This window comes from Vibrio sp. YIC-376 (genome assembly GCF_052353105.1).
Taxonomy (GTDB): Bacteria; Pseudomonadota; Gammaproteobacteria; order Enterobacterales; family Vibrionaceae; genus Vibrio.
The window spans coordinates 48903-74610 of record NZ_JBBWFK010000011.1 but is presented as its reverse complement, the minus strand read 5'-3'; the positions used below and the strand labels follow the sequence as shown (position 1 = coordinate 74610).

23 protein-coding genes are annotated in these 25708 nt (G+C 43.2%); 11 read left to right on the top strand and 12 right to left on the bottom strand.

From position 1 onward, the window contains the following. Nucleotides 1-81 precede the first annotated feature (81 nt). The 4 genes from pflA to WJM94_RS18850 all read right to left on the bottom strand — a co-directional run bounded on the left by pflA (nucleotide 82) and on the right by WJM94_RS18850 (nucleotide 6234). Nucleotides 82-822: a pyruvate formate lyase 1-activating protein gene (gene pflA / locus WJM94_RS18865; protein WP_444495736.1), complete on the bottom strand. Its 741-nt coding sequence runs from the start codon at nucleotides 820-822 to the stop codon at nucleotides 82-84. 144 nt (nucleotides 823-966) lie between these two features. Next, nucleotides 967-1944: a lipid A deacylase LpxR family protein gene (locus WJM94_RS18860; protein ID WP_444495735.1), complete on the bottom strand. Its 978-nt coding sequence runs from the start codon at nucleotides 1942-1944 to the stop codon at nucleotides 967-969. A 151-nt stretch (nucleotides 1945-2095) separates the two neighbouring features. Beyond that, nucleotides 2096-4372 (bottom strand): formate C-acetyltransferase, encoded by a 2277-nt coding sequence (gene pflB, locus WJM94_RS18855; protein WP_444495734.1) that lies wholly within the window; start codon nucleotides 4370-4372, stop codon nucleotides 2096-2098. 314 nt (nucleotides 4373-4686) lie between these two features. Further along, a complete protein-coding gene (locus tag WJM94_RS18850) occupies nucleotides 4687-6234 on the bottom strand; it encodes a DUF3360 family protein (RefSeq protein WP_444495733.1) in 1548 nt (515 codons plus the stop codon). Between the two features lie 457 nt (nucleotides 6235-6691). On the opposite strand from WJM94_RS18850, the gene WJM94_RS18845 reads away from it, so the two are divergent. From WJM94_RS18845 to WJM94_RS18825, 5 genes are all read left to right on the top strand, one after another. Beyond that, nucleotides 6692-8143, top strand: coding sequence for a flagellar sheath protein A (locus WJM94_RS18845; protein WP_444495732.1), 1452 nt, complete (start codon nucleotides 6692-6694; stop codon nucleotides 8141-8143). Nucleotides 8144-8374: 231 nt separating this feature from the next. After that, nucleotides 8375-9145, top strand: coding sequence for an ABC transporter ATP-binding protein (locus WJM94_RS18840; RefSeq protein ID WP_444495731.1), 771 nt, complete (start codon nucleotides 8375-8377; stop codon nucleotides 9143-9145). Nucleotides 9146-9227: 82 nt separating this feature from the next. Next, nucleotides 9228-9998 (top strand): ABC transporter substrate-binding protein, encoded by a 771-nt coding sequence (locus WJM94_RS18835; protein WP_444495730.1) that lies wholly within the window; start codon nucleotides 9228-9230, stop codon nucleotides 9996-9998. An 80-nt stretch (nucleotides 9999-10078) separates the two neighbouring features. Beyond that, nucleotides 10079-10819 carry an ABC transporter permease gene (locus WJM94_RS18830; protein ID WP_444495729.1) on the top strand — a complete coding sequence of 247 codons (741 nt, stop codon included), beginning with the start codon at nucleotides 10079-10081 and terminating at the stop codon, nucleotides 10817-10819. A gap of 3 nt (nucleotides 10820-10822) precedes the next feature. After that, nucleotides 10823-11500 carry an ABC transporter permease gene (locus WJM94_RS18825; RefSeq protein WP_444495728.1) on the top strand — a complete coding sequence of 226 codons (678 nt, stop codon included), beginning with the start codon at nucleotides 10823-10825 and terminating at the stop codon, nucleotides 11498-11500. A gap of 66 nt (nucleotides 11501-11566) precedes the next feature. Here the strand turns inward: WJM94_RS18825 and xthA are convergent, their stop codons facing one another. Beyond that, nucleotides 11567-12373, bottom strand: a complete 807-nt coding sequence (gene xthA / locus WJM94_RS18820; protein WP_444495727.1) for an exodeoxyribonuclease III — start codon at nucleotides 12371-12373, stop codon at nucleotides 11567-11569. Between the two features lie 345 nt (nucleotides 12374-12718). Then, entirely contained in the window at nucleotides 12719-13606 is an 888-nt protein-coding gene (locus WJM94_RS18815; protein WP_444495726.1) for a LysR family transcriptional regulator, read from the bottom strand. A gap of 127 nt (nucleotides 13607-13733) precedes the next feature. Between WJM94_RS18815 and WJM94_RS18810 the strand changes: the two genes are divergently transcribed. Next, on the top strand, nucleotides 13734-14162 hold the full coding sequence (locus WJM94_RS18810) for a CidA/LrgA family protein (protein WP_444495725.1): 429 nt from the start codon (nucleotides 13734-13736) through the stop codon (nucleotides 14160-14162). Nucleotides 14163-14164: 2 nt separating this feature from the next. Further along, nucleotides 14165-14860 (top strand): LrgB family protein, encoded by a 696-nt coding sequence (locus WJM94_RS18805; protein ID WP_444495724.1) that lies wholly within the window; start codon nucleotides 14165-14167, stop codon nucleotides 14858-14860. Nucleotides 14861-15051: 191 nt separating this feature from the next. On the opposite strand, the gene rsmS is transcribed toward WJM94_RS18805, so the two are convergent. From rsmS to dinG, 4 genes are read right to left on the bottom strand one after another with little or no spacing between them, the layout of a single operon-like run. Beyond that, on the bottom strand, nucleotides 15052-15219 hold the full coding sequence (gene rsmS / locus WJM94_RS18800) for a pleiotropic regulatory protein RsmS (RefSeq protein ID WP_444495723.1): 168 nt from the start codon (nucleotides 15217-15219) through the stop codon (nucleotides 15052-15054). Further along, nucleotides 15219-15764, bottom strand: coding sequence for a primosomal replication protein (locus WJM94_RS18795; protein WP_444495722.1), 546 nt, complete (start codon nucleotides 15762-15764; stop codon nucleotides 15219-15221). Before WJM94_RS18795 ends, rsmS begins: the two co-directional genes overlap by 1 nt. After that, nucleotides 15761-16546, bottom strand: a complete 786-nt coding sequence (locus WJM94_RS18790; RefSeq protein ID WP_444495721.1) for a sulfite exporter TauE/SafE family protein — start codon at nucleotides 16544-16546, stop codon at nucleotides 15761-15763. The genes WJM94_RS18795 and WJM94_RS18790 overlap by 4 nt, the downstream gene beginning before the upstream one ends. A 14-nt stretch (nucleotides 16547-16560) precedes the next feature. Next, entirely contained in the window at nucleotides 16561-18636 is a 2076-nt protein-coding gene (dinG, locus tag WJM94_RS18785; RefSeq protein ID WP_444495720.1) for an ATP-dependent DNA helicase DinG, read from the bottom strand. Between the two features lie 517 nt (nucleotides 18637-19153). On the opposite strand from dinG, the gene WJM94_RS18780 reads away from it, so the two are divergent. Next, on the top strand, nucleotides 19154-20152 hold the full coding sequence (locus tag WJM94_RS18780; protein WP_444495719.1) for a porin: 999 nt from the start codon (nucleotides 19154-19156) through the stop codon (nucleotides 20150-20152). A 167-nt stretch (nucleotides 20153-20319) separates the two neighbouring features. After that, complete coding sequence (locus WJM94_RS18775) at nucleotides 20320-20982, top strand: DUF2057 family protein (RefSeq protein ID WP_444495718.1); 663 nt, start codon at nucleotides 20320-20322, stop codon at nucleotides 20980-20982. Between the two features lie 75 nt (nucleotides 20983-21057). Here WJM94_RS18775 and WJM94_RS18770 read toward each other — a convergent pair whose 3' ends face one another. Beyond that, nucleotides 21058-21756, bottom strand: coding sequence for a pseudouridine synthase (locus WJM94_RS18770; protein ID WP_444495717.1), 699 nt, complete (start codon nucleotides 21754-21756; stop codon nucleotides 21058-21060). A gap of 310 nt (nucleotides 21757-22066) precedes the next feature. Between WJM94_RS18770 and WJM94_RS18765 the strand changes: the two genes are divergently transcribed. Then, nucleotides 22067-24292 carry an NADP-dependent isocitrate dehydrogenase gene (locus tag WJM94_RS18765; protein ID WP_444495716.1) on the top strand — a complete coding sequence of 742 codons (2226 nt, stop codon included), beginning with the start codon at nucleotides 22067-22069 and terminating at the stop codon, nucleotides 24290-24292. A 133-nt stretch (nucleotides 24293-24425) separates the two neighbouring features. On the opposite strand, the gene cspD is transcribed toward WJM94_RS18765, so the two are convergent. Then, complete coding sequence (cspD, locus tag WJM94_RS18760) at nucleotides 24426-24644, bottom strand: cold shock domain-containing protein CspD (RefSeq protein WP_444495715.1); 219 nt, start codon at nucleotides 24642-24644, stop codon at nucleotides 24426-24428. Nucleotides 24645-25377: 733 nt separating this feature from the next. Between cspD and clpS the strand changes: the two genes are divergently transcribed. Beyond that, a complete protein-coding gene (clpS, locus tag WJM94_RS18755; protein ID WP_029828370.1) occupies nucleotides 25378-25698 on the top strand; it encodes an ATP-dependent Clp protease adapter ClpS in 321 nt (106 codons plus the stop codon). The last annotated feature ends 10 nt before the right edge of the window (nucleotides 25699-25708 follow it).

Sequence of the window (25708 nt, the reverse complement as noted above, 5' to 3'; positions counted from 1 at the left end):
TTGAAATAAGGTCTCCGATGCCACGAAATAAAAAAATACCAGCTAAAAGCTGGCATTTTTATGATACGTAGTCGTTCTTGCTTAGTATTTTACATTTGGGTGGTACTGAGAAAGAATCGACTTGATTTCATCCATGGTCTCTTTAGACGGAGGGTTTACTCCCTCAAGAGGGTACTCGAAGCCCAGTGCTTCCCATTTGTGAGCACCAAGTTTGTGGTAAGGAAGTAGCTCTACTTTCTCAATGTTATCCATGTCTTTGATAAATTCACCAAGCATGTGCGCCGCTTCTGGATCGTCGGTATAACCTGGAACCACAACGTAACGAATCCACGTTTTTTGGCCAATTTTATGTAAGTAACGAGCGAAATCCAGAGTACGTTTGTTCGATACACCGATTAAGTCCTGATGGACTTCATCTTTCATGTGCTTGATATCCAACATCACTAGATCGGTTGCATCCAGCACTTCGTCAATGACTTCAGTGTGTTTGCGAACATAGCCATTTGTGTCAAGACAGGTATGAATACCTTCTGCTTTAGCTGCTCTGAAAAAGTCGCGAACAAACTCAGGTTGAAGTATCGCTTCTCCACCTGAACAAGTCACACCACCGCCAGACGCATTCATGAAATGACGGTATGATTTCGCTTCAGCAATGATTTCTTCAACGGTAACTTCTTTACCTGTATGCGTATCCCAAGTATCGCGGTTATGGCAGTACTTACAGCGCATCAAACAACCCTGCAAGAAGACGATAAAACGAATACCAGGTCCGTCTACGGTACCACATGATTCAAATGAGTGAATACGACCAGTTGTTGACATCTTTTGCTCTCATGACTAGTAAACTGTTGCTGTTATTTTATTACAAAAAGCAGGGTTAAAACAGTCTTGCAGGTGTTTAGCTTGTGGAATGAAGGCAAACAAAATGGCCAATGAAGTTTTCAATGGCCATTTGCGAGTGTTTCACTAAAAGAAAGCGAAGACGGAAAAAGAACCTGTTCCGTATACGTCGGTTTGAGACTCTTTATATTCGGGAGTCTTAACCGTAAATGTTATGCTCGCACCATAATTTTGGTTATACCAGGCTGTGCCAGCAACTGCGCTGCTTTGCCAGTGCTCTAATGTGACGTCGTAAGGTTTGGACGAGCCAGGGATTCCAGAACGGTCACCTTCGATAGTGATGTCGTTAAAACGGTAGCGGCCTTCAAATCCCGCAAATAAGAACCAGCTGCTTGTGTTTGCGGCCAGCATACTTGCAGAAAATGGGTTTTCCACGCTGATGTTTGCTGCCCCCAGGCTATTTGCTAAGTTTGTTCCCCAACGAAACATGACACCTTGAGATACATCGCTTCGGAAGTTACCGGCATTAATGTCATTGACGTTGGTTATTTCCCACTGAGTACTTTTGTCTTCGCTGCGTATTAATTTATTGAATGCGCGGTAGCCAACGCTGAATGCCAAGTAGTCATCAATTTGGTAATCCCAGCCTTTTGGGTCTGTGGAACCGGTAATGCGGTGAACCAGAGACTGTGCTTTCTCTGATAATGAGCTTTCGCCAGTTGTGCCGATTGTAAAGTTATAACGCACCGCTTTATCTGACGTCAGGGAAAGGTAGTTCATTTCAGTATGAAGATAACCAGCGTATGGTCGATCGTTTGCCAGTGGGTAATCCGCCTCAATATCACTTGGTGTCCACATTTTATGGCCAAGTAGCAGCTCTATCTTATCAATGCTTGAGGATGACGAGTCACTTAGGCTCAGCCAACTCCATTCACTCTCTTTTCTTAGCTGACCGGTCGCGTAAGAGAGAAAAATGCCGTTTGTGTAATCGTGATCAACACCGAAGATACCGTCGTTATCGAGAGTAAACGCAACAGTGGATTTGGTGGATGCAAAAGCAGCAGGTGACAAAAGGGCTAGAATAAATAATTTATTGAACTTCATATAATGCTTGGTAACTTTTTCTTCGCATCATACGTAAGATTGGCAGTGAAATCCTTTGTAGTGTCACAAGATTACAGTTGAACATAAAAAAAGCCGATGCTTTTCAGCATCGGCTCTTGTGGTATTAGTAAAACGTTATAGCGCTAAAGTCTTATAGAGACTCTGTGAATGTACGAGCGATAACGTCAGCTTGCTGTTCTGCAGTCAGAGAGTTGAAACGTACAGCGTATCCAGAAACACGGATAGTTAGCTGAGGGTATTTCTCTGGGTGTTTAACTGCGTCTTCTAGAGTTTCACGGTTAAGCACGTTCACGTTTAGGTGTTGACCACCTTCGATGCCTGATTCGTGGTGGAAGTAACCATCCATTAGACCAGCAAGGTTAGCGCGTTGACTGTCTTCTTCTTTACCTAGTGCGTTTGGCACGATAGAGAAGGTGTAAGAGATACCATCTTGAGCATCAGCAAACGGTAGTTTCGCTACTGAAGTCAGTGATGCTACTGCACCTTTTTCATCGCGACCGTGCATTGGGTTTGCACCTGGAGCAAATGGAGTACCAGCGCGACGACCGTCAGGCGTGTTACCAGTTTTCTTACCGTATACCACGTTTGAAGTGATAGTAAGAATTGACTGAGTAGGAATCGCGTTGCGGTAAGTCTTAAGCTCACGGATCTTGTTCATAAATACAGAAACAAGTTCACAAGCGATGTCATCAACACGAGGGTCGTTGTTACCAAATTTAGGGTAATCACCTTCGATTTCGAAGTCGATTGCTAGACCATCTTCGTCACGAATTGGTTTAACTTTCGCGAACTTGATTGCAGATAGAGAGTCAGCTGCAACAGATAGACCTGCGATACCACATGCCATAGTACGTTTAACGTCACGGTCGTGTAGAGCCATTAGAGACGCTTCGTAGCTGTACTTGTCGTGCATGAAGTGGATAGCGTTTAGTGCAGTCACATACTGCTTAGCTAGCCAATCCATGAAGTGGTCCATTTTTTCCCAAAGTTCGTTGTAATCTAGGTATTCACCAGTGATCTTGTCCATCTTAGGACCAACTTGAATCTTCAGCTTCTCATCGATACCGCCGTTGATTGTGTAAAGCATAGTTTTAGCAAGGTTAGCGCGAGCACCGAAGAACTGCATTTGCTTACCAACAACCATTGGAGATACACAACAAGCGATAGCGTAATCGTCAGAGTTCATGTCTGGACGCATTAGGTCGTCGTTTTCGTACTGGATAGAAGAAGTATCGATAGATACTTTCGCACAGAAACGTTTGAAACCGTCTGGAAGCGCTTCAGACCAAAGAACAGTGATGTTTGGCTCTGGAGAAGGACCCATAGTGTATAGGCTGTTTAGGAAACGGAAGTTAGAACGCGTAACTAGCGTACGACCGTCAAGACCCATACCACCCATAGATTCTGTTGCCCAGATTGGGTCGCCAGAGAATAGCTCATCGTACTCAGGAGTACGTAGGAAACGAACCATACGTAGTTTCATTACGAAGTGGTCGATCATTTCTTGAGCTTGAGCTTCAGTGATCTTACCTGCAGCGATATCACGCTCGATGTAAACGTCTAGGAACGTAGAAGTACGGCCTAGAGACATTGCAGCACCGTTTTGAGACTTAACAGCAGCTAGGTAACCGAAGTAAGTCCATTGGATAGCTTCTTGTGCAGTTTCAGCTGGACGAGAAATGTCGAAACCGTATTTCGAAGCCATCTTCTTGATTTGACCAAGAGCGCGGTGTTGCTCGGCAATTTCTTCACGAAGCTGCATAGTCATGTGAAGGTCTTCACCGTTCTCAAAACGCTCTTGTAGAGACGTGAATTGAGCTAGTTTATCCTTCATTAGGAAGTCGATACCGTATAGTGCAATACGACGGTAGTCACCGATGATACGACCACGGCCGTACGCATCTGGAAGACCAGTTAGTACACCTGATTTACGACATGCAAGGATGTCTGGAGTATAGATATCGAAAACACCAGCGTTGTGAGTTTTACGGTATTCTGTGTAGATTTTAGAAACCATAGGATCAAGTTCACGATCGTATGCTTTGCATGAACCTTCAACCATACGGATACCACCGTTAGGGATGATAGCACGCTTAAGTGGAGCGTCAGTTTGTAGACCAACGATAGTTTCTAAGTCTTTTTCGATGTAGCCTGCATCGTGAGCAGTGATGGTAGAGATAACAGAAGTGTCAAAATCTACAGGAGCGTGAGTAGAGTTCTCCTGTTTGATGCCTTCCATTACTTTAGCCCAAAGCTTGTTAGTAGCTTCAGTACCTTCAGAAACTAGGAAAGATTCGTCGCCTTCGTACGGTGTGTAGTTCTTTTGAATGAAATCACGAACGTTTACTTCGTTTTGCCAATCACCTGCAGCAAAACCTTCCCAAGCTTTAGCAAATTGCTCTGCCATGACATACCTACCTTTTTAGTAGAAAAAAATACGTACTGCTTCGCCGTTGAGCCAGCTACCCCCAGATTAATCAGTTCCGTGGGGAACAGTACACTCTTATGAATAACAATATTTATAGTCTTAAATTTCTAAATTTGGGTTACAAAACTATAAATATTGTCACTGCATGTGATGTCTACCTTTTGAAGCAACAATTGCAGGTTAAACTAAAATTTTTTTGCAAACCTTAAACTAAATCAATAAATGATCAACTTTCTAGATAAAAATGGGGTAGCGACTAGCGCTACCCACAATTATTTTTTAGTTTTTTGGTCTTATAGCCAAGCTTTCAAACCATATTGGGTTTCTAGCATACCAACTGCTAGCATAGCTACCAAACAGATAACGAGTACACCCACAGGAATCACAATCTTGTCCACAAATGATAGACGAGCAGCACGCTCTTTATCACCAATCAGACCGTTGTTGTCCAGAAGCATTGTTAGTGCCCAAGCCAGTACAGGGTTAACTACTGCAGAACCAAAGATACAGATACCTGCTGCTTGTGAGTCTTTAGAGTCTTTAATCATCTGCATACCAGCTTCAAGTAGTGGTAGAGATACACCTACTAGAAGAGCAACACGCATCACCGGTGGCCATACTGCGATATCCATTGGGAAACCTAGAATCGCGATGATCATTACTAAAAGACCAAGAAGGATTGCGCCACCAGGGATTGGACGTTTTGCGATTGCTGCTGGGATCATGTAAGTACCCCAAGATGAAGTGATGTTACCACCACCAACAGCTGTACCAACCATCTGACGAACAGAACACATAGTCATTGTGTCATCCACATCCATCAGTACTTTTTCAGTCTTACGTGGGTAGTTCAACTCCTGGAAAATACGGTGGCCAAGGAAGTCTGGCGACCACATCGCAACAGCCAGGATGGCGAACGGTAGTGACGCGATAAAGTGTTCCATATTTGGAAGACCTAGCATCCAACCTTCTTCAGTGCTGCCCCACCAGTAAACTGGGTTTAGATTAGGTAGACCTGTTTCAGTCACGAATTTAATGTCAAACCCTGCACCTAGTATAAGTGCAATTGCAAGACCAGTGAATGCACACACTGGGATTGCTAACCAGCGTTTGTTCACTTTCGCAAGGAATGCGTACAGTGCAATCGTCACCGCGAGTACGATCAGACCAACGTAACCCATGCTGCCAGCTTCAACCGTCGAAGATTGTAGGCCAACTGCCCATTCTTGAATCGAGTTGATTTGGCTCATAGTACCCGTCAAGCCCAAGAAGATTAGCAAACCACCTGCCGTACCTTCCGAGGTGAGGTTCACCAGTTTGGAGCCGCCTTTTAGGAAGCTAAGCAAAAGACCGAATACACCGATTAGAATTGCCAATGCAAGAGGGTGAGCACCAGCGAGCGCGATGGTACCAATAAGAGGGATCATTGGACCGTGGTTACCTGCGAGGTTGGCTTTAGGGTTAATAAAACCAGAAGCAAGCACACAGAAAAGGAGTGCAGGGATAAGCATTTCTACACGGGCAACTTCGATAGCAAAATCTTTGCCCAAGTTAACATGGTCCCATGCTGCAGTAAGGCCATCAGCCCAAGACATCATTACCGCAGAATACATCGCGATAATGCCGATAGTGCCAGCAAGTGCTGGAACAAGGTCTTCAAGCTCAAAGCGGAAGTCACGACCTGGCAAGTTTAAGCCGAAACGACGCGGCTTCATGATTTGTAGTTCGTGGTCTAGGTAGTCTGAACGGCTTGCGAACTCAGATGCTGGACGATGAAGCTCACTGTAGCTTTTGGTCTCGATATCCGAATCAGAGTGCACTTTATTAACTGCGTCTGACATAGATTCCTCATATATTTAAAAGTTATGAATTCTTGATTCAGTTTTGCTGTGCTGCATCAGCGGCACATCCTATGCTCTAGCTATTATTAGATTTGTTGCACGTATACCTCGTGCCTAAGCATAGCTAATAACTTGTTGTGTTGAGGCACAAAAATTTCCTCAGATTGTGGTTGGAGTCTAGCAAGATAGCCATTTAGCGTGATTGATTTAGATCACTTTAAGAATCGATGTGAAATAAAACTACAGAAAATGATTAACTTAAGAATGATGAGGTAATTTTACCTGTAATTTCATTACACAAGTTGCATAAATTTAGAAAATAGCGAGGAGATATCGCACTAGTAGCACGTGACATGCCAATATTCACAGAGTGTATATAAAGCTGGCTTTATTCTTGCTTAAACGGCAAAAGACAATTTTTATGGCTACTTATTGCCGCTCAGTTTAGGAAGAAAACATGAAACAGCTTAAAATACTGCCGTTAGTGGCTATTATCTCAGGGTTGATGATCGGTTGTGGCGGCGGTGGCGGTGGTAGTAGTTCGCCTAAGACGCTGTTTAAATTCACCTTTGTTGCACCTAAGACTCAATCACTGGCGAGTAATGGTTCTTGCACGATTTACGATAGATTTACGACGAATGGCGTAGAACAAGTGCTGAATTACCATACGATAGGCGGCGTACTCGACAGTCAGCTGACCGCATACTACTCAGACGCAACTGGCGAGCGTGTAGGAGACTTAGTAACAGCAAGCAATGATAAGCTGACCATCACTCTACAATCCATTCCTGATGATGGCAGCGTTACCATCCAAGAGGTTAATGGAACGCTTATCAACGCGCTGACTTTTTCAAAACAGCTACTAGAGTCAGATTCTTCGCTGCGCAATGTATATCTATCCGTAGACGCAAACGTGAGCAATACTACGTGCTTAACTGGTAGTAACGATAAAACAGTCGTCAAATCAGTTCTGGATTACAAAGTAGCGGCAGATGCAGTGGGTAACCCATATTCTACGTTCTACTTCGATTCTCAATATGAAACCGTTACTGCAAACGAATCACGCTTCACGAAAGGTGAAACGTTGTCGGCAGTAAGCACCGAAAATACGATGGTTGCGCAGTACCGTACAGAATCGCGTTCCGCTCTTTACCAATATGGTTTTGAGGATTGGACGGATGACCGCATGGTATTTGCTGGTAATACATCTACTCCAGTGGTGAGTAGTTCCGGTATTGAGTTCTCCACTATTGATATTGACACCATTTACAAAAACTTTTCTTACCGTTTGGCTGAAGTGGCTAAGGCGGGCACGTTTTATCACCCAGATTCACTCAATGGTGACGTTTGGACGTTTAGTGTAGAAGGAACTATCGCAACTACCGGGTGGGAAGCGCAATACACAGATAAAGTTTCTGACGCTTGGGACATTGTTGTGGATGATGCGTCTCTATTTGCTGTGAGTAATACGCAAAACACCAAACCTGGCGTTACTAATCGCACCGTCTATTTGGCAGACAGCATCGGTCTGGGTAATGAAAATGGCCTGCAGCGTGTAAGTTACCAGCAAGGTACTGAGGTGGGGGCCACGCCATACATCGTTCGCCACTCTGTTTATTCTTATATCAATGATACCGTTGTTGTACCTGATCTGGATTATTCAAGTGTACCGTCTGGCGCGAAAGATGCTCTCGTGATTTCTGACAGTTCTTTGATTTCACAAAGCTATGTTTTCACGCAAGATGAAGGTGATGTACAAGTGGCTGATTTTCTGACAGCTTTTGCAAATGGCGATGGTATAGATACGACAGAAGATGTGCTTGGTATTGTGAAGAACGAGCAGCAAGTGAGAGCCGTTGCTAATCGAATTGCTCAAACGAAAACGTTACTCTTAGAGAGAACTAACTAACACTTTTATAATATTATTTGCCCCTCATTGTAGGGGCTTTTTTATGTATAATATTCACCATAAGAAGAATATAGTGCTAGATAGTGCATATTAATTTAGCTATCATATCTAACTATTCGATTTATTTAGGTTAATCATTTGTTGCAACTTCTGGGCCGTGGTGCTAATTTGATTCGACTTAGTTAGGGCGGAGTCCCTTATTGCAGTGAAAAAACACAGGGAGTAAAGCGCATGAATGATGTACCAGCGCTAGATATAAAAGACCTGCACAAAACGTTTGGACAAAATGAAGTCCTCAAGGGAATATCTCTTTCTGCACACAAAGGGGATGTTATCTCTATTATTGGCTCTTCCGGTTCCGGTAAGAGTACCTTTCTTAGATGTATCAACTTATTAGAGACACCAACTGCTGGCGAAATTTGGGTTAATGGCGAGCTTATTCAGATGAAGAATAACCGAGCTGGTGAATCTGTACCTGCCAACGAGAAACAAGTTCAGCGCATTCGTTCACGCTTGGCGATGGTATTCCAGGGTTTTAACCTTTGGTCTCATCTTACTGTTTTAGAAAATGTCATTGAAGCGCCAGTTCATGTCTTGGGGGTTCCTAAAGCTCAAGCGATTGAAAATGCAGAGATGCTGCTTAAAAAAGTGGGTCTCTACGAGCGTAAAGATTATTACCCAGGTCATTTATCTGGTGGTCAACAACAACGCGCTGCGATTGCCCGCGCGCTAGCTGTTGACCCAGAAGTAATGTTGTTTGATGAACCTACGTCTGCACTGGATCCTGAGCTGGTTGGTGAAGTTCTGGGAGTAATGAGAGATTTGGCAGAAGAAGGGCGTACGATGTTAGTTGTTACTCACGAAATGGCATTTGCTCGTGACGTATCGAACCACGTCATGTTCCTTCATCAGGGATTGGTGGAAGAGCAAGGTGATCCAGCTAAGTTGTTTACAAATCCAGATTCACCGCGACTAAAGCAGTTTATCTCGTCGATTTACTAAGTATTTTGGGGCGGCAGCTTTTTGCCTCTTACGCAAACACAACATCAAAATTAAATAAAATAGAAATCACAGGAGTATGGAAATGAAAAAGTGGTTATTAGCAGCAACACTTGCTGCAACGGCAGTATCTGGTGCCGTTCAAGCGAAAGAATGGACGACAGTTCGCTTCGGTGTTGAAGGCGCTTACCCTCCGTTTAGCTGGACTGAAACTGACGGCTCTCTTAAGGGTTTTGACGTAGACATGGCAAATGCGCTTTGTGAAGAGATGCAAGTTAAGTGTCAAATCGTTGCTCAAGACTGGGATGGCATCATTCCTTCTCTACTAGCACGTAAATACGATGCGATCATTGCAGCTATGTCTATTACTGAAGAGCGTAAGAAGAAAGTTGATTTCACTGGTAAATACGCACTTATCCCAAACAAATTTATCGCGAAGAAAGGCGCTAACCTAGATTTCGATAACCTGGCGGGCAAAAAAATCGCAGTACAGCGTGCAACTACTCACGACAAATACCTGACTGACAACTACGGTGACAAAGTTGAGATCGTTCGTTACGGCTCATTCGATGAAGCTTATCTGGATCTTGCTAATGGTCGTGTTGCTGCAGTACTAGGTGATGCCTCAGCGTTGGAAGAAGGTGTTTTGAACAAAGCTGGTGGTGATGCATACGAGTTTGTTGGTCCATCACTAACGGATCCTAAGTGGTTTGGCGAAGGTTTCGGTATCGCAGTTCGTAAGCAAGATAAAGACCTAACGCAAAAACTTGACGCAGCGATTTTGTCATTGCGTGATAAAGGCGTTTACCAACAACTTGCTGGTAAATACTTTAACTACGATGTTTACGGCGAATAAGTCGTAATTAAGCGACCGTTGGCTTGTTCCTAGAAGTAGTCGACGGTCGGTTTTTGAGTTTAGGGATTAGGAACTCACCTATGCTGGATTTACAAGGATATGAAGCTTCCATCTACACAGGAGCTTTAGTAACCATTCAAGTAGCAGTGCTCTCTCTGCTGCTTGCGGTAATGTTAGGTATGCTTGGTGCTTTGGCTAAGCTGTCACCTTACAAATGGGCAAAATCCATTGCCACTCTTTACACCACCATTATTCGCGGTATTCCGGACTTGGTTCTGATGATGCTGATTTTCTTTGGTGGACAAATACTTTTGAATAACAGCCTTTATTCTATCAATGAAACGCTAAACGGATGGTTTACTTCTAGTGACCCAAGTCATGAGTGGACATCATATTTACCGGATTATATCGATGTCAGCCCATTCATCGCTGGTGTACTGACGATCGGATTTATCTTTGGTGCGTACATGGCGGAAACGTTTCGTGGAGCAATAATGGCAGTCGACAGAGGTGAGTTAGAGGCTGCAAAAGCCTATGGTATGAGCTCTACTTTGTCGTTTCGAAGAATCCTTTTACCTCAAATGATTCGTCACGCACTTCCGGGTTTTGGTAATAACTGGTTAGTTCTGCTCAAAACAACGGCACTGGTGTCGATCATTGGCCTTGATGATATGGTGAGAATGAGCTCTTTGGCTGCGGGTTCAACCAAAATGCCATTTACGTTCTACATGGCGGTAGCCATCATCTTTCTGTTCTTTACCAGTGTTTCGACAGGTCTACTTAAACTTGTTGAGCGTAAGTTCAGTATTCATGCGAGGTAACTTATGGATTTTTCACTGATTATTGACAGTTTTCCTATCTACCTCAACGGACTTTGGACCACAGTATGGCTGGTGGGTATTTCGCTGATTATTGGGTTGTGCGTGTCTATTCCAATGGCAATTGCCAGAAATAGTACGAACTACGCAATAAGTTTACCAGCTTGGTGCTTTATCTACTTTTTCCGTGGAACACCTTTGCTGGTTCAGCTTTATTTGATCTATTACGGAATGGACCAATTCTTCCCGGTAAAAAATACGCTTTGGGAAAATGCCTGGTTCTGTGCTCTGGTTGCATTTGTTTTGAATACCTCTGCGTACACGGCGGAGATTATTCGTGGTGCTATCAATGGACTACCAAAGGGTGAAATTGAAGCGGCCAAAGCGTATGGGATGAGTAAGTTTAAGACTTATAAACGTATTATTTTACCGAGTGCATTGAGAAGAGCATTACCTGTCTATTCAAACGAAGTTATTTTCATGCTGCACGGCAGCGCGGTCGCTGGCATTGTTACGATTATGGATCTAACAGGTGCTGCACGTTTGGTGAACTCGCGTTACTACGCACCGTTTGAGTCGTTCTTAACGGCAGGTTTATTCTACATGTCACTGACGTTTATCATCCTTTGGTGCTTTAAACATGCGGAGAAACGCCTCCTCGCGTATTTAAGGCCATTAAGCTAATGTCGCTATCGACGCCCAATAAAAAAGAGCGCATTAACGCGCTCTTTTTGTTTAGGTTTGAGTAGATTACTTGAACGTCGACCAGATAGGTGCATGGTCAGAAGGCTTATCAATGCCACGAAGTTCATAGTCGATACCAGACTCTGTACATTTTTGAGCCAGAGAAGGTGTCGCTAAAATCACATCAATGCGTAGACCACGGTTGTCATCAAATCCGCGAGAGCGGTAGTCAAACCACGAAAAACGATCATTTACCTCCGGATATAGCTTACGGAAGGTATCTTCAAAGCCCCAATCTAACAGAGTTTTCAGCCATTCACGCTCTTCAGGCTGGAATGAACATTTACCCGTTTTTAACCAGCGTTTACGGTTCGGTTCACCAATGCCAATGTCGGCGTCGATAGGACTGATGTTGATGTCACCCATGACGATCAGCTGCTCGTCATTACTGTGGTGACCATTGAGGTAGGTCATCAAATCTTTGTAGAACTGGCGCTTATAAGGGAATTTGGTTTCGTGACTGATATTATCCCCTTGAGGGAAGTAGCCATTGAGTACCGTTACTTTTTCGCCTTTTTCATCTTCAAAGGTCGCCATGATCATGCGTTTTTGGTGATCATCATCATCGGTTGGAAATCCCTTTTGCACACTGATTGGCTCTTGTTTACAAAGCATTGCTACCCCGTAATGCGCTTTTTGACCATGAAAATACACTTTGTAGCCCATGGCTTCGACATCTTCAATTGGAAACGCCTCATCGTGAACTTTGATTTCCTGAAGACCGATGACATCCGGTTGATGTTTATCGATCAGCGCTTGAAGCTGGTGCAATCTCGCGCGGAGTCCATTGATGTTAAAGCTAATTACTTTCATATAGTTTTATTCCTATTGTAAAATCTTGCTTACCATTGATTTATTAGGGTTGTGAGTTTTCATAATTCTGTATAAAGCTGACTAATACCGATAAAAGACGACGAGCGTCGCCATTTTGTCGTTATACTTTGAGGCCGCTGATAGGGTTGAAATTGACTACCGACGAAAGGTGATCTGGCGAAAAATGGGCGTAAACCATCGTTTGTTCAATTTTGACATGGCCTAGTGCCGCTTTCAAATAGAGGATGTTGCCGCCATTGCGCATGAAAGCCCTTGCTTTCTCTGTTTCATATCCATACACAATTCACTTTGGTCACCTATATTTCAGGGATTACTTGCTTTAGGCTACGCATGGATCCTTCCACTTTCCTGACAAAGTTTAATCCATGCCTCTGCAGCTTTAGAGATATAACGCTCTTGATTCCAAACCACGCCAAGTTGCCAATTGATGGAGGGCTGAATAGGTATTATCAGCACATCTTCGTCAAAAATACGATTACATAAAGGTTGAGGAAGAAAGGTCACACCAACGCCACTTTTCACAAGAGCAACGAGAAAGTCCCACTGGCTACTACGGGCTGAAATTTGCGGAGAATACCCTGCTTGTTGGCATTGGCTCTTAATGTAATCACTCAAGGTAAATTCTTCGGTGTAGATATAGAAAGGTTCCTCTTTTAACTCTTCCCATGAGATCGAGCTTTTTTCTGACCAAGAAGTTGTGACAGGTAAAATGGCATGAATGGGATATTCATCAAGGGCAAGGTTTGTTAAGCAATCACTATTCTGAGTCGCTAACATGGTGATTGCAACATCAAGATCGCCATCAATAAGTGCTTGCTCAATCCTCTTGCCTCCGTATTCGACGATCGCTAGTTCTACATTCGGGTAGAGTTGTTTATATTGGCGAATTAATCCAGCGTACAGGGGACCAACCATAGGTGGGATGCCTAAGCGAAGATGACCTCGTTCTAATTTGTTGAGATCAATGAGTTCGGAGTTCAATTGTGCCATTGTCTCTAATATTTGTTTTGCCCGAAGATATACGATTTCTCCTGCATCAGTTAGCCAAAACTTTCTCCCCTCACGATGTATAAGTGGTTGTGCAACAGACTGTTCGAGACTTTGTATCATTTTGCTGATTGTTGGTTGGGTCACGCATAAATTTTCTGAAGCACGGGTGAAACTTTTTTGATCAATGAGTTCGACAAAATAACGAAGTGATTTAATGTCCATGCTTTGCTTAAATTAACCATTACAAAATTATGCCATTTTGGCATACTTTTGATAATAAAAATTCACTATATGACTATTTTTGTTCTGGATATAATGTGATCAAAATCTCAGAATGGAGTGAGAAGTCATGAAGGTATTTACTGGTGGATTGCTTACCTTGCTGCAAATTGGCTTGTTATCTGCGATATGGTTGATTGCCGAGTATTTGGTTAAACAATTTAATTTTCCGGTGCCAGCTAATTTGGCTGGGATGCTGATATTACTGTTGTGTCTGTTTCTTGGTGTGATCAAAGCAAGCTGGTTACGTAAAGGTGCAACTTGGCTGTTAGCTGAAATGCTATTGTTCTTTGTGCCAGCTGTGGTTGCCGTGGTGAAATACCAATCTCTGATGGAAACGGAAGGATTACGGATATTTGTTGTATTACTGATTAGTACAGTTTTAGTTTTGGGAATTACGGCTGCGGTTGTTGATCGTGTTTATCGTTTTGAGTTGCAGTTGTCCCGGAGAAAAAGCAACAGACACTACCAAAAACTGACAAAACATACGGAGCAATAACTATGTTCGAAACAGATTTTGGATTGGGTTTATTTTGTTTATTGATGACAGTTGTTTTTTATTATTTGAGCAAAATACTTTATCAGCGTAAAAAAACAATTTTTTTGATGCCTTTGTTGCTGGCGCCTTTGTTGCTGATTGTGGTCGTGTTCGCTTTTCACATTCCTTATCAATCTTATATGTCAGAGTCTCATTGGCTGTTGTGGATGCTTGGCCCTGCCACTGTTGCTTTTGCTATTCCCGTGTATGACAACCGTCGTCTTATTCAACGACATTGGTTATCCATGTCAATTGGTGTTCTTACGTCCATTTTTGTAGCGATAGGAAGCTCTGTTTTATTGGCTAAAATCTTTGGTCTGTCAGCGATTTTGCAGAAAAGCTTAGCAATGCGTTCTGTTACGACTCCTTTTGCGGTTGAAGCTAGTAAATTGATTGGTGGTCAAGAAGATTTAACTGCATTATTTGTTGTGATGACTGGTGTCATAGGAATGGCTGTTGGAGAAGTAATTCTTACCGTTTTATCAATTCGTTCTCGCTTGGGTAAGGGGTCAAGTCTGGGTGCTTCCGCTCACGGAGCTGGTACTGCAAAAGCATATCAACTGGGAAGTTCTGAAGGGGTCATATCCAGCGTTGCGATGATGCTCGCTGGTATGATTACTGTGTTATTGGCACCAGTTATTGGCCATCTGTTATGGTAAACAAGGCTTTTCAGTTTGTACCTAATCATGTCATGAACCTCATGTGCTAATCCCACTCAGCATTTATTAATGTATTTTCACAATCCATGTCTAGGTATTTGTCGTGGATGGTAGCATTGCTGAAATGTGATGAAAATGATTCTCAAAATATTGTAAGAACAGGTCTGAAAACGAAGTTTGAAGATGAGAGGCTACTGTTTTTCTTTTAGTTTGTTCTCTAAATCTACTTGTACGATTTTCAACGCGTTTAGCGCGGTTTTAGGATCAATGTCATTTGATTCAAGCAGGTATATGAGGTCGACAGCTAACTTTATTTCTTCTGGCGCGTCCTCTAAAGGCGTTTTACATTGGTCAGACATTACTGATGTTTTTCCCTGTGAGTTATTTGGTTTTCGAGCTTCACTAATGCTGCTTCACAGCGTTCCAGTCTTTGCTCCGTCGCGAGCAGCGCTTTCTGGGCTTCCGCACGCATAAAGCTTGGAGCTGCCTCTACGGCTCTTTCTTTATCAAGCACCATTTCTCGTAAGCGTCGAGCCCATTCTTGGTGCTGAGCCAGTTCTTGATACAGTACATTGATAGGCTTGCGGAAATGGCTACTGTGTTTAATTTCGTTTTTGCGGATTTTCGTTGTCGATATTTCGCGTTGAATAGCAGCAATTTGTGCAACTAATCGTTCGGTAATGTATTCAGCGCGAAGAGCGGTTAACTTACCTTCGTTCTGTTCGCGGACGATAGTCCCTAATGTCGCTTTGGCTTCTTTAACACATGGGGTTAATAATCGAGAACGGCAACTAAATAGCCGCTCATCAAACAGCGGAACATGATGCTCACCTCTTTGACGATCCAGAATGGCAGCTTGCTTTGCCATCTGCTCTAAATGTGCTGAAAGTTGCTCGATGTTCATGTTAAACCTACAAACCAGGCGTCATAAGCCAATTTGATAGCAAGTATACTCACTACGGTCACAAAAACCGGACGAATGAACTTGGCTCCAAAGTGAATCGCTGAGTGAGCGCCAACAAATGCGCCTGCCATTAAGCATAGACCCATCGTTAAGCCTAAGACCCAGTTGATGTGACCTAATACTGCAAAGGTTATGAGCGAAGTAAAGTTGCTGGTAAAGTTCATCGCTTTTGCTAAACCAGAAGCCAGCAAGATATTAAGGCGATACAGTGCCATAGAACTCACCGTCCAAAATGCTCCAGTACCAGGCCCCGCTAATCCATCGTAAAAGCCAATTGAGAAACCTTGCGCGTATTGCTTTTTATGCAGAAGAGGGCAAGGCTCTGGGATTGGACTTTGATGCGTTGTTTTAGGCGTTTTATGAAAGACGGTATAAAGTGCAGCGGCCAAAATAATCAGTGGCAGTACTTTCTCTAGCCATTCAGTACTGATTGCATCGACAAACAGCGTTCCTAATGCGGCACCTATCAAAGTAGCAACAAAGGCTCTACCCCAACACTGTGGACGGAATAAGCGCTTCTTGTAATAAGTAAAAGCAGCCGTCGAAGAGGCAAAGGTTGCAGCGAGTTTATTCGTACCCAAAGCAATATGAGGTGGTAGTCCCAATGACAACAAAGCAGGTACGGTCAGCATGCCGCCGCCTCCGGCAACCGCATCAATGAATCCTGCGACAAAAGCGACAAGCGCCAACACCAGTAACATGCCTGGCTCAATCATTTCCATAAATGGTTATTCTTCTAATATTCTATTTTACGTTTAAATGGCGGCAGCGAGTCGATTAAGGCTTGTCCATAACGTTTCGTGACAAGGCGTCTATCTAGAATCGTTACTCTACCAGAATCACGTTCCTTACGCAGTAATCGACCAACGCTTTGGATCAGCTTTTTGCTTGCGTCAGGTACAGTGATTTGCATAAACGGATTTCCGCCTTTCTTTTCTATGTACTCTGAATGCGCTTGCTCCACCGGCGAGGTAGGTACGCCAAACGGTATTTTGGTAATAACCAGATTTTCCAGAAGTTCTCCTGGTAAATCGAGTCCTTCGGAAAAGCTGCCTGTACCAAATAAAACGCTGGTTTTGTTTGATTCTATTAGCTTTTTATGTTTCTTTAGAATTTCCTGACGAGAGCTTTCACCTTGTATTTGTAAAGCCCAACCTCGTTTGATGAAATCTGAAGATAAAGCTTCCGCGACTTGGTTCATTTGCCAGTAAGAAGAGAATAATACCAAATTGGCTTTATTGTCTTCTAAGTACTTAGGCAAAATTTCAATAAGATATTCAGTAAACTGCGGAGCTGATGGCTCATACTTCATTGCTGGAATGAGTAGTTCCGCTTGGTTCTGATAATCAAATGGAGAAGCCAGTGCAAGAAACTGAGTCCCTGACTCTGGTTTACTGTCTATGCCTGCTTGATGACAAAAGTAGTGGAAAGAGTTTAGAGCTCTAATCGTCGCAGAAACCAGCACGGCACCGATACAGCGGCTCCAGATTTGTTGATCAAGCTGCCAGCCAATTTCTAAAGGGGAGACACTTACAATAAAGTCTCCCTCACGATCTGGATGTTTTTCCAACCATCTCGCAAGTGGCGCTCCTTTTTCGCGTGCTGGTTCCGCCATTAGATTCCAGACTTGAGCGAGATTTTCTAATCGCTGAATATAAAACCCCAACTCTGCTAAAGCTGGTTCGGCTAATCTTGCTGCCAATTCGCCATCTTTCACACGCTCTGCGATAAGATCGGCTATTTTCGCAACACTTTGATTCGCTTTCTTGCTTGCTTGTTTTAGCTCTTTAGATTGATTTTCTAACCAGGATGGCAATTCGCCATGTTCAAAACGATATATCCCTTCTTCAAAGTGCGCCGGGTCGAACTGCTTAGTTAACTGGCTAAGCTCTGGAATCAACGTTTGAACTGACTCCTGTAGATCATTACGGAATCTAGCCACTCGCTTTTCATCAGCTAACGAAGAGAACTTACTAATGGATTGATTTAACTTCTCTAGCCACGCCGCAGCACCTTTCAAGCTAGCCGATGCTGAGGCATGATCGCGGGCAACGTGAGGAAGATGATGCGCCTCGTCGAAGACATAAATGGTGTTTTCCGGCTCAGGCAGGATCACGCCACCACCTAAGTCGGCATCGGCCATGACCAGCGAGTGGTTAGCAATAATCACGTCGTTCTTATCGAGCTCAGAACGGGCTTTCTGAAATGGACATCCGCGATGTCCCGGTAAACTGTTATTGCAACTGTGCTTATCGCTTACGATCAATTGCCACAGTTGGTCATCGATAGGCTTTGGCCATGAGTCGCGGTCACCATCCCACTTTCCTTGAGCAAGAGAGCGGTACATCGTCTCTAATAACTCAATATCTTTCTTTTTAGGCTTAGTTTCAAACATCGCCAACTGGCCGCCATCGACTCCGCTGGCCGTTGCAAGCTTTTCTGCGCAGCAGTAGCGCTGCCGACCTTTCGCCAGAATAAACGAAAACTCTCTATCCGTAATACGACGAAACAGTGGTAAGTCCTTGCTAATGAGCTGCTCTTGTAAGGCCACCGTAGCAGTAGAGATTACCACTTTTCTATTATTGAAAATGGCGACTGGAATCACTGCCATAAGGTAGGAGAGGGACTTCCCGATTCCGGTGCCAGCTTCAGCTACGAGCATTCGATTGGACTTATGATATTGACCACAAAGCGTCTTGGCTATTTCTGCAACGAGATAGTTTTGGGCTCGTCTTGGTACAAAGTTATCAAGCTGAGTCTGCAGGTTTTGATAGCTATTGCGAATCGATTTTTGAATGTTACTGGTCAGCATACGGGCCTCAAGTGCGTTGGAGGCGAATAGTAGCACACATCACTACCTGTAAGTTAGTTCACAAAATGGAATGCTTTTCTTTTGAATATCGATCTTCTTCACAAAAAAATATTGAACCTAAACCAAATGAAATTAATTTCATTATATGAAAAATATAAAACTCCAAAATAGCTGTATGTTTAGTGTTTTATCTTGAATGTTGGTCTGTTTTTTAATCAAATCATTCCAGTTGTTTTTGTTGTTAAGGAATATGTAAATTGAAAAAATTCAAGGCGATTGCTTAGAAGTTGATCGAATAATTGAAATTAAACAAATCAACACATTGAATTTAAAGAATATTTTTATTTTTTTACATTTGGATTTATAAAATTTGACAGGCAGAATAATCTTTTGCACTCTTAGGCACAGATTTTGGGAATGCATTGCGTAACAGCTAGTTATCGCTTTTTCCCAAAAAATATAAAAAAAGGGAATCGGAAAAGGATATCCCAAACTAAGAAAAGGCAGTGGATTAACTATGAAAAAGACTCTTTTAGCATTAGCAGTAGCAACTATTTCTACTTCTGCGCTTGCAGCAGGCAACATCTACGATGACGGCACAACTTCATTCAACGTTAAAGGTGAAATCGATACTTACCTAAGTGCTGCTGAAACAACAGTAACTGACGCTGGTGTAAAGACGAAATCTAAAGCTGATGTTGACGTAGACCTATGGGCAAAAATCCAGATTGATGCACAACACAAGTTGAACGAAACGGTAACTGCATTCGGCTCTTTCGAAATCGAAAACGGTAACGGTTTCAATGGTTGGGAAGGCAAGTTGGATGACGATCAGTCAATGAAAACTGACGACCTTTACTTCGGTGCGTACATCGGTGAAAACTTTGGTATTGCTGTTGGTGAAGTGGGTGATTTCGGTGATTCTCTAGATGCAATCACTATCGATAACACTAACGAAGGCTTCGGTTACATGGATGACTTTGTTAACTCTCTTGAGTCTGCTGGTCACGCAGTTTCAATGAAGTACACAACTGGCGGTCTTAAGTTAATTGCTGACTCTTACCTATCTTCTAATGAAGATGAAGATGTAGCATACGGTTTTTCTGCTCAATACGAAATCAACGAAATGTTCACTGTAGGCGCAACTTACCAAGATCAAGGCAACCGCGGTCTAGGTGATGACCACCAAATCATGGGTGCAGCAGCACGTTTGAACGTAGCTAACTTCGGTGCAGCAGTGAACTACGTATTCGAAGACATCGATGGCGCTACAGACCTAGAAACAGTTTCTGCTGCTCTAGACTACCAAATCGAAAAAGCACGTCTTTACACTTCATTCGGTTTCACTGACGGTGACAACGACGAAGAAATCACTTACTACACTGTAGGTGCAGACTACGCAGTTTCTAGCAACATCGCAGCGTTCATCGAGTACTCTGATTACGAAAACAAAGTAGACAGCGACAACAAAGTTGAAGCTGACGGTGCTGTAGCAGGTATCTACTACACATTCTAATAACTTGGCATCAAGTTGAATGTAATCCAAAGGTCGCATTTATGCGGCCTTTTTGATTATATAGGGAAGTTGTAAGCGTTATACCCAACTGAGCTTAAATTGCATGGTGATATCAAAGCTTCGAGATTATTTGGGTATAAAACTTAATGATAAAAAAGGGTTAAATCATGAAACGTACAATTTGGACTTCGATTTTAATGGCGCTTTCCGCGTTGAGTGTCCCTAATGCGTATGCTAATACCAATTCATTGACGGAACTGGATGCGGCTCAGGGGATTGAGGTGCTATTTATCAATAGCCAAGATGCAAAACAGATGGATAAACCGTTTATGCTTGCGACGGGGCCGAATCAAATCGTATTGCGTATGAATACAATGTTAGGCCGAGGTGAAAAGCGTGGTAACTTCACTTCAGCGCCTTATATTCTTACTTTGGATGTCAATGGTGGCGAATTGGAAATCGATGGCCCGCAACTGAACGAGCTAGTTCAAGCAAAAAAAGTGTTTGATGGCGATAAGATTGATTGGAATGTTAGCCTTAATGACAGCGATATAGACTACGACCAAGTCAAAATGGTGGGAAAAAAGGGCACGTTCCCTTATTCAAACCTTGACGAGCAACTTGCTATTTATAATGCAGCCAACGGTATTACTTTTGCGGGCAGTGCAATCGCACCAGTTGCCGATGCGAGTCTCGTAAACGGTACGCAGCAGGCAGCGAAGTCTGCTGGCCAAGATAGCCTAGAAATGCAAAGAGCAAAAATGCAGTATTTGAAATTGTCGCCAAACGAGCGTAAAGCCTTCCGTAAGTGGTTGGTTGACCAGCAGTAATCGCACTCACTCAACGTAGATGACTGCTTTTAGAAAGCCAGTAGCTAGAGCCGCTGGCTTTTTTCATCAAAGTGGTTAAATCTCTATCTCTTTCCACTCTCCCGGCTGTAGATCACTTAGCTCGATACTCCCCATAGAAAAACGTACTAAGCGTAGAGTAGGGAAGCCAATATGGGCGGTCATACGCCTAACTTGGCGGTTTCTACCCTCTATAATGGTAATTGCCAGCCATGTGGTCGGAATATTTGCGCGAAAACGCACTGGTGGTGTTCTTTCCCAAATTTCTGGTGCTGCCATGACTTCAACTTTTGCTGGCAGTGTCATACCGTCTTTTAGCTCAACACCTTTACGTAATTTATCCAGATCTTCTTCTTTAGGCTCGCCATCGACTTGTACCCAGTAAGTCTTGGGAGATTTAGACGTAGGCTGTGTTAATTTTGCCTGCAAAATACCGTCATTGGTAAGCACCATGAGGCCTTCACTGTCACGATCTAAGCGGCCTGCCGAATAAACATCTTTCACTGGAATATAATCGGCGAGTGTTTTACGTCCCTCACCGTCGGTAAACTGGCTTAGTGTGTCATATGGCTTATTAAAGATGATGACTTTACGATCTTTAAGGTCTATGCGTGGCTTTTGAGTTTGTGTTGCACGGGTAGGGCGGCGTCTTTTAGCTTGCTCTTGTGTAGGGTTTGGCTTTCCTGAACGTTTAAAATGTCCCGCTTTAGATTGATTACTACGACGACCTTTTTCATAACCTGTACGAGATGACATGTTAACTACCCTACAAAAATGTAAATGAACTGTGTTTGAAAGTTTTAAGTTTTATTATGATCAGATATCATTTGCGCGCCTAAATTTAATAAACGCGCACAGAATGATAGACTATTTCGTGTTATTTGTTTAATTATATCAGTGCACTCATGGATTCAGAGCCAAGCGCTTCAAACTATAACAAAGAGTGCACACCGCATGTTGCGTTACGAGGAGAATCTAACTTCTAAAACGTGGCTGTGAGTCAAATAAACCAACTCAGATCTTGAGTTGATCAACCAACAAGTTGATTAAAAAATAGGGAAATTTCATGCCTACAGAAAAGCCAACAATTATCTACACCATCACTGATGAAGCACCGGCGCTAGCAACTTATTCATTACTGCCAATCATCCAATCGTTTACTGCGTCGTCTGGCATCAATGTAGATACTCGTGATATTTCGCTAGCAGGTCGAATTATCGCTAACTTCCCAGAGCATTTAAAAGAAGACCAACGTATTGGTGATGCGTTGACAGAGCTTGGCGCTCTAGCGCAGACACCAGAAGCTAACATTATCAAACTGCCAAACATTTCGGCTTCTGTCCCTCAGTTGAAAGCAGCAATCAAAGAGCTTCAAGGTAAAGGATACGATCTACCGAACTACCCAGAAGAACCAGCAACTTACGAAGAAGAAGCGATTAAAGCTGCGTATGACAAGATTAAAGGTAGTGCGGTAAACCCAGTTCTACGTGAAGGTAACTCAGACCGCCGTGCTCCGCTTTCTGTTAAGAACTATGCGAAGAAAAACCCTCATTCAATGGGTGCATGGTCTGCAGACTCTAAATCACATGTAGCAAGCATGTCTGGTGATGACTTCTTTGGCAGTGAAAAGTCGACTACGATTTCAGGCGCAACAGATGTAAAAATCGAATTCGTCGGCGTTGACGGTGCAGTTAAAGTGCTAAAAGCAGCGTTTCCACTATTAGACAAAGAAGTGATCGACAGCTCAGTACTGAAGAAGAAAGCACTCGTTGAATTCTTCGAAAAAGAGATCGCTGAAGCGAAAGCGCAAGATGTATTGCTATCTCTACATATGAAAGCGACCATGATGAAGGTTTCTGACCCTGTTATCTTCGGTCACGCAGTAAAAGTCTACTATAAAGACGTATTTGCTAAGTACGGCAAGCTATTCGAAGAGCTTGGCGTTGATGTAAATAACGGTCTTGGTGACGTTTACGCAAAAATTGAATCCTTGCCTGCAGCGCAAAAAGAAGAGATCGAAGCGGCAATTCAAGCGGTTTACCAAACTCAGCCTGAGCTAGCAATGGTGGACTCTGACCGCGGTATCACTAACCTACACGTACCAAGTGACATCATTGTTGACGCATCTATGCCAGCAATGCTTCGCTCTTCTGGTCAAATGTGGGGACCAGACGGTAAACAGAAAGATACTAAAGCATTGATCCCTGATCGTTGCTACGCAGGTATTTACCAAGCAGTAATCGATTTCTGCAAAGAGCACGGTGCATTTGATCCAACAACAATGGGCAGTGTGCCAAACGTTGGTCTAATGGCTCAAAAAGCAGAAGAGTACGGCTCCCACGATAAGACATTCATCCTAGATGCAGCAGGTACGGTGCGTGTTGTTGATTCAGCGGGTCAGGTTCTTCTTGAGCAAGCGGTAGAGGAAGGCGATATCTTCCGTATGTGTCAGGTGAAAGATGCGCCTATTCAAGATTGGGTGAAACTAGCAGTGACTCGTGCTCGTGCAACTGGTGTTCCAGCAGTGTTCTGGCTAGATGAAAACCGTGCACACGACGCTGAACTGATCAAAAAGGTGAATGCATACCTGCCTGAGCACGACACTGACGGTCTAGAAATCAAGATCCTATCTCCAGTAGACGCTTGTAAGTATTCGCTTGAGCGCATTAAGGCGGGTCTAGATACGATTTCTGTAACAGGTAACGTACTACGTGATTACCTAACGGACTTGTTCCCAATTCTAGAACTAGGTACATCTGCGAAAATGCTATCGATTGTACCGCTGATGAATGGCGGTGGCCTGTTTGAAACAGGTGCAGGTGGCTCGGCTCCGAAACACGTTCAGCAAGTTGAAAAAGAGAACCACCTTCGTTGGGACTCTCTAGGTGAGTTCCTGGCGCTGGCGGCATCACTTGAGCACCTAAGTGTAGTTACGGGTAACGCTAAAGCACAGGTTCTTGCTGATACTCTGGATAAAGCGACAGGTGAATTCCTGGATAAAAACAAGTCTCCTTCTCGCAAAGTAGGTGAGCTGGACAACCGCGGCAGCCATTTCTACCTGGCTTCATACTGGGCGAAAGCATTGGCGGAGCAAACAGCAGATGCTGATCTTGCTGCTGAGTTTGCGCCGATTGCTAAAGCGCTGTCAGAAAATGAAGAAGAGATTGTTGCTGAACTGAACAACGCACAAGGTGTTAAAGGCGAGCTAGGTGGTTACTACCTACTTGACGATGCATTGACATCTCAGTTAATGCGTCCAAGTGCGATTCTGAACTCAATCATCGACAAGTAATATCGGATAGACACACCATTCGTGGTGTGTTTTTCAGATAATAAAAAACCCGCTCACTTGGCGGGTTTAATTTTCTCTACGCAAAGACAAATAGCCATTACGAGAGTAAAGGTTTTTTCTACAGCGCTCTAATTTATTTCGCTTGGTCTCCGATCGGCACTACGCTGCTTGCGTGACAGCCTTTCGGACCTTTTTCGATCTCGTATGAGACTTGTTGGCCTGCTTTCAGTGTACGATAACCGTCCATCTGGATAGTTGAGTAGTGGGCAAAGATATCTCCTTCTTCTTCGTCTGAACAGATAAACCCAAATCCTTTGGCATTGTTAAACCACTTAACTGTACCTGTAGCCATGCTTTTACATCCCTCATGCATTTTTTACTGATGTTGTTACTATCACCAAGTTATACCTTTAACTTGGTACTACTATTTACGACTGCTAACAAACGACTTTCTCAATGTTTGTCTCGCCGATGTAAACCTTCCTCTCGGCGCTACTGTGTCATGAGTTAGCCAAGATGAGGATTTATGCATCAACACATTCCACTGTAGTCAATGAATCCATACAGTCAATAGTGCATTGCAACAAACAGAAACATTATTGAAAACAAATCACTTTTGAGATTAACAATTTTGCAAACATTTTAGCTGCTGTACGCCGATGTTTAGATATTTTGGCTAAAAAAGGCAGGGGTTGTAGAAAAGCTATACTGCATGCTTTGCATGTAACAGTGAATTCGTCTAATTGAATAAAAAATGATGTTTTCGTGATAAATATCGGATTATGCGGAACGAAATGCGATCTGAAACGGGCAATAATTTTGTAATGGTCTAGCAGATTTGAGAGTAAAAATGTTTTAGAGAATGTGTAAATGATTTGAGTAAAAGCTCATGACATGACGATAAGCATCTTTTATTTGCGCGGCCGCTAGAGGTGCATTAGTCTCTATATAATAAGGTAGCAACTTTTATCGATCAAAGTTCTATTTCGGTGTCACTTCTCACTACACCGCTCGGCATGCTTGTGGTAGATTGTTTTTATAGGTCGAAAACATCAACCCTTTGATACGATATCTTTAAAAGTGCCATGAGTAAAAATTTTGAATGGGTCACTCCGGACTCTGATCTTCTGGAGCGAGAAAGTACAAAAATTCAGCCACCTAAGCTGTATAACGTTGTACTCAACAATGATGATTATACACCTATGGATTTCGTCATAGAGGTACTTGAGCGATTCTTTTCTCACGATATTGATAAAGCGACTCAAATAATGCTCAAGGTACACTATGAAGGAAAGGCAGTCTGCGGAACTTACAGCGCAGAAATTGCCGAGACAAAAGTAGCGCAAGTTACGATGTACGCAAGGGAAAATGAACATCCGTTACTTTGCACTATGGAGCAAGCGTAAAAGAAGACTT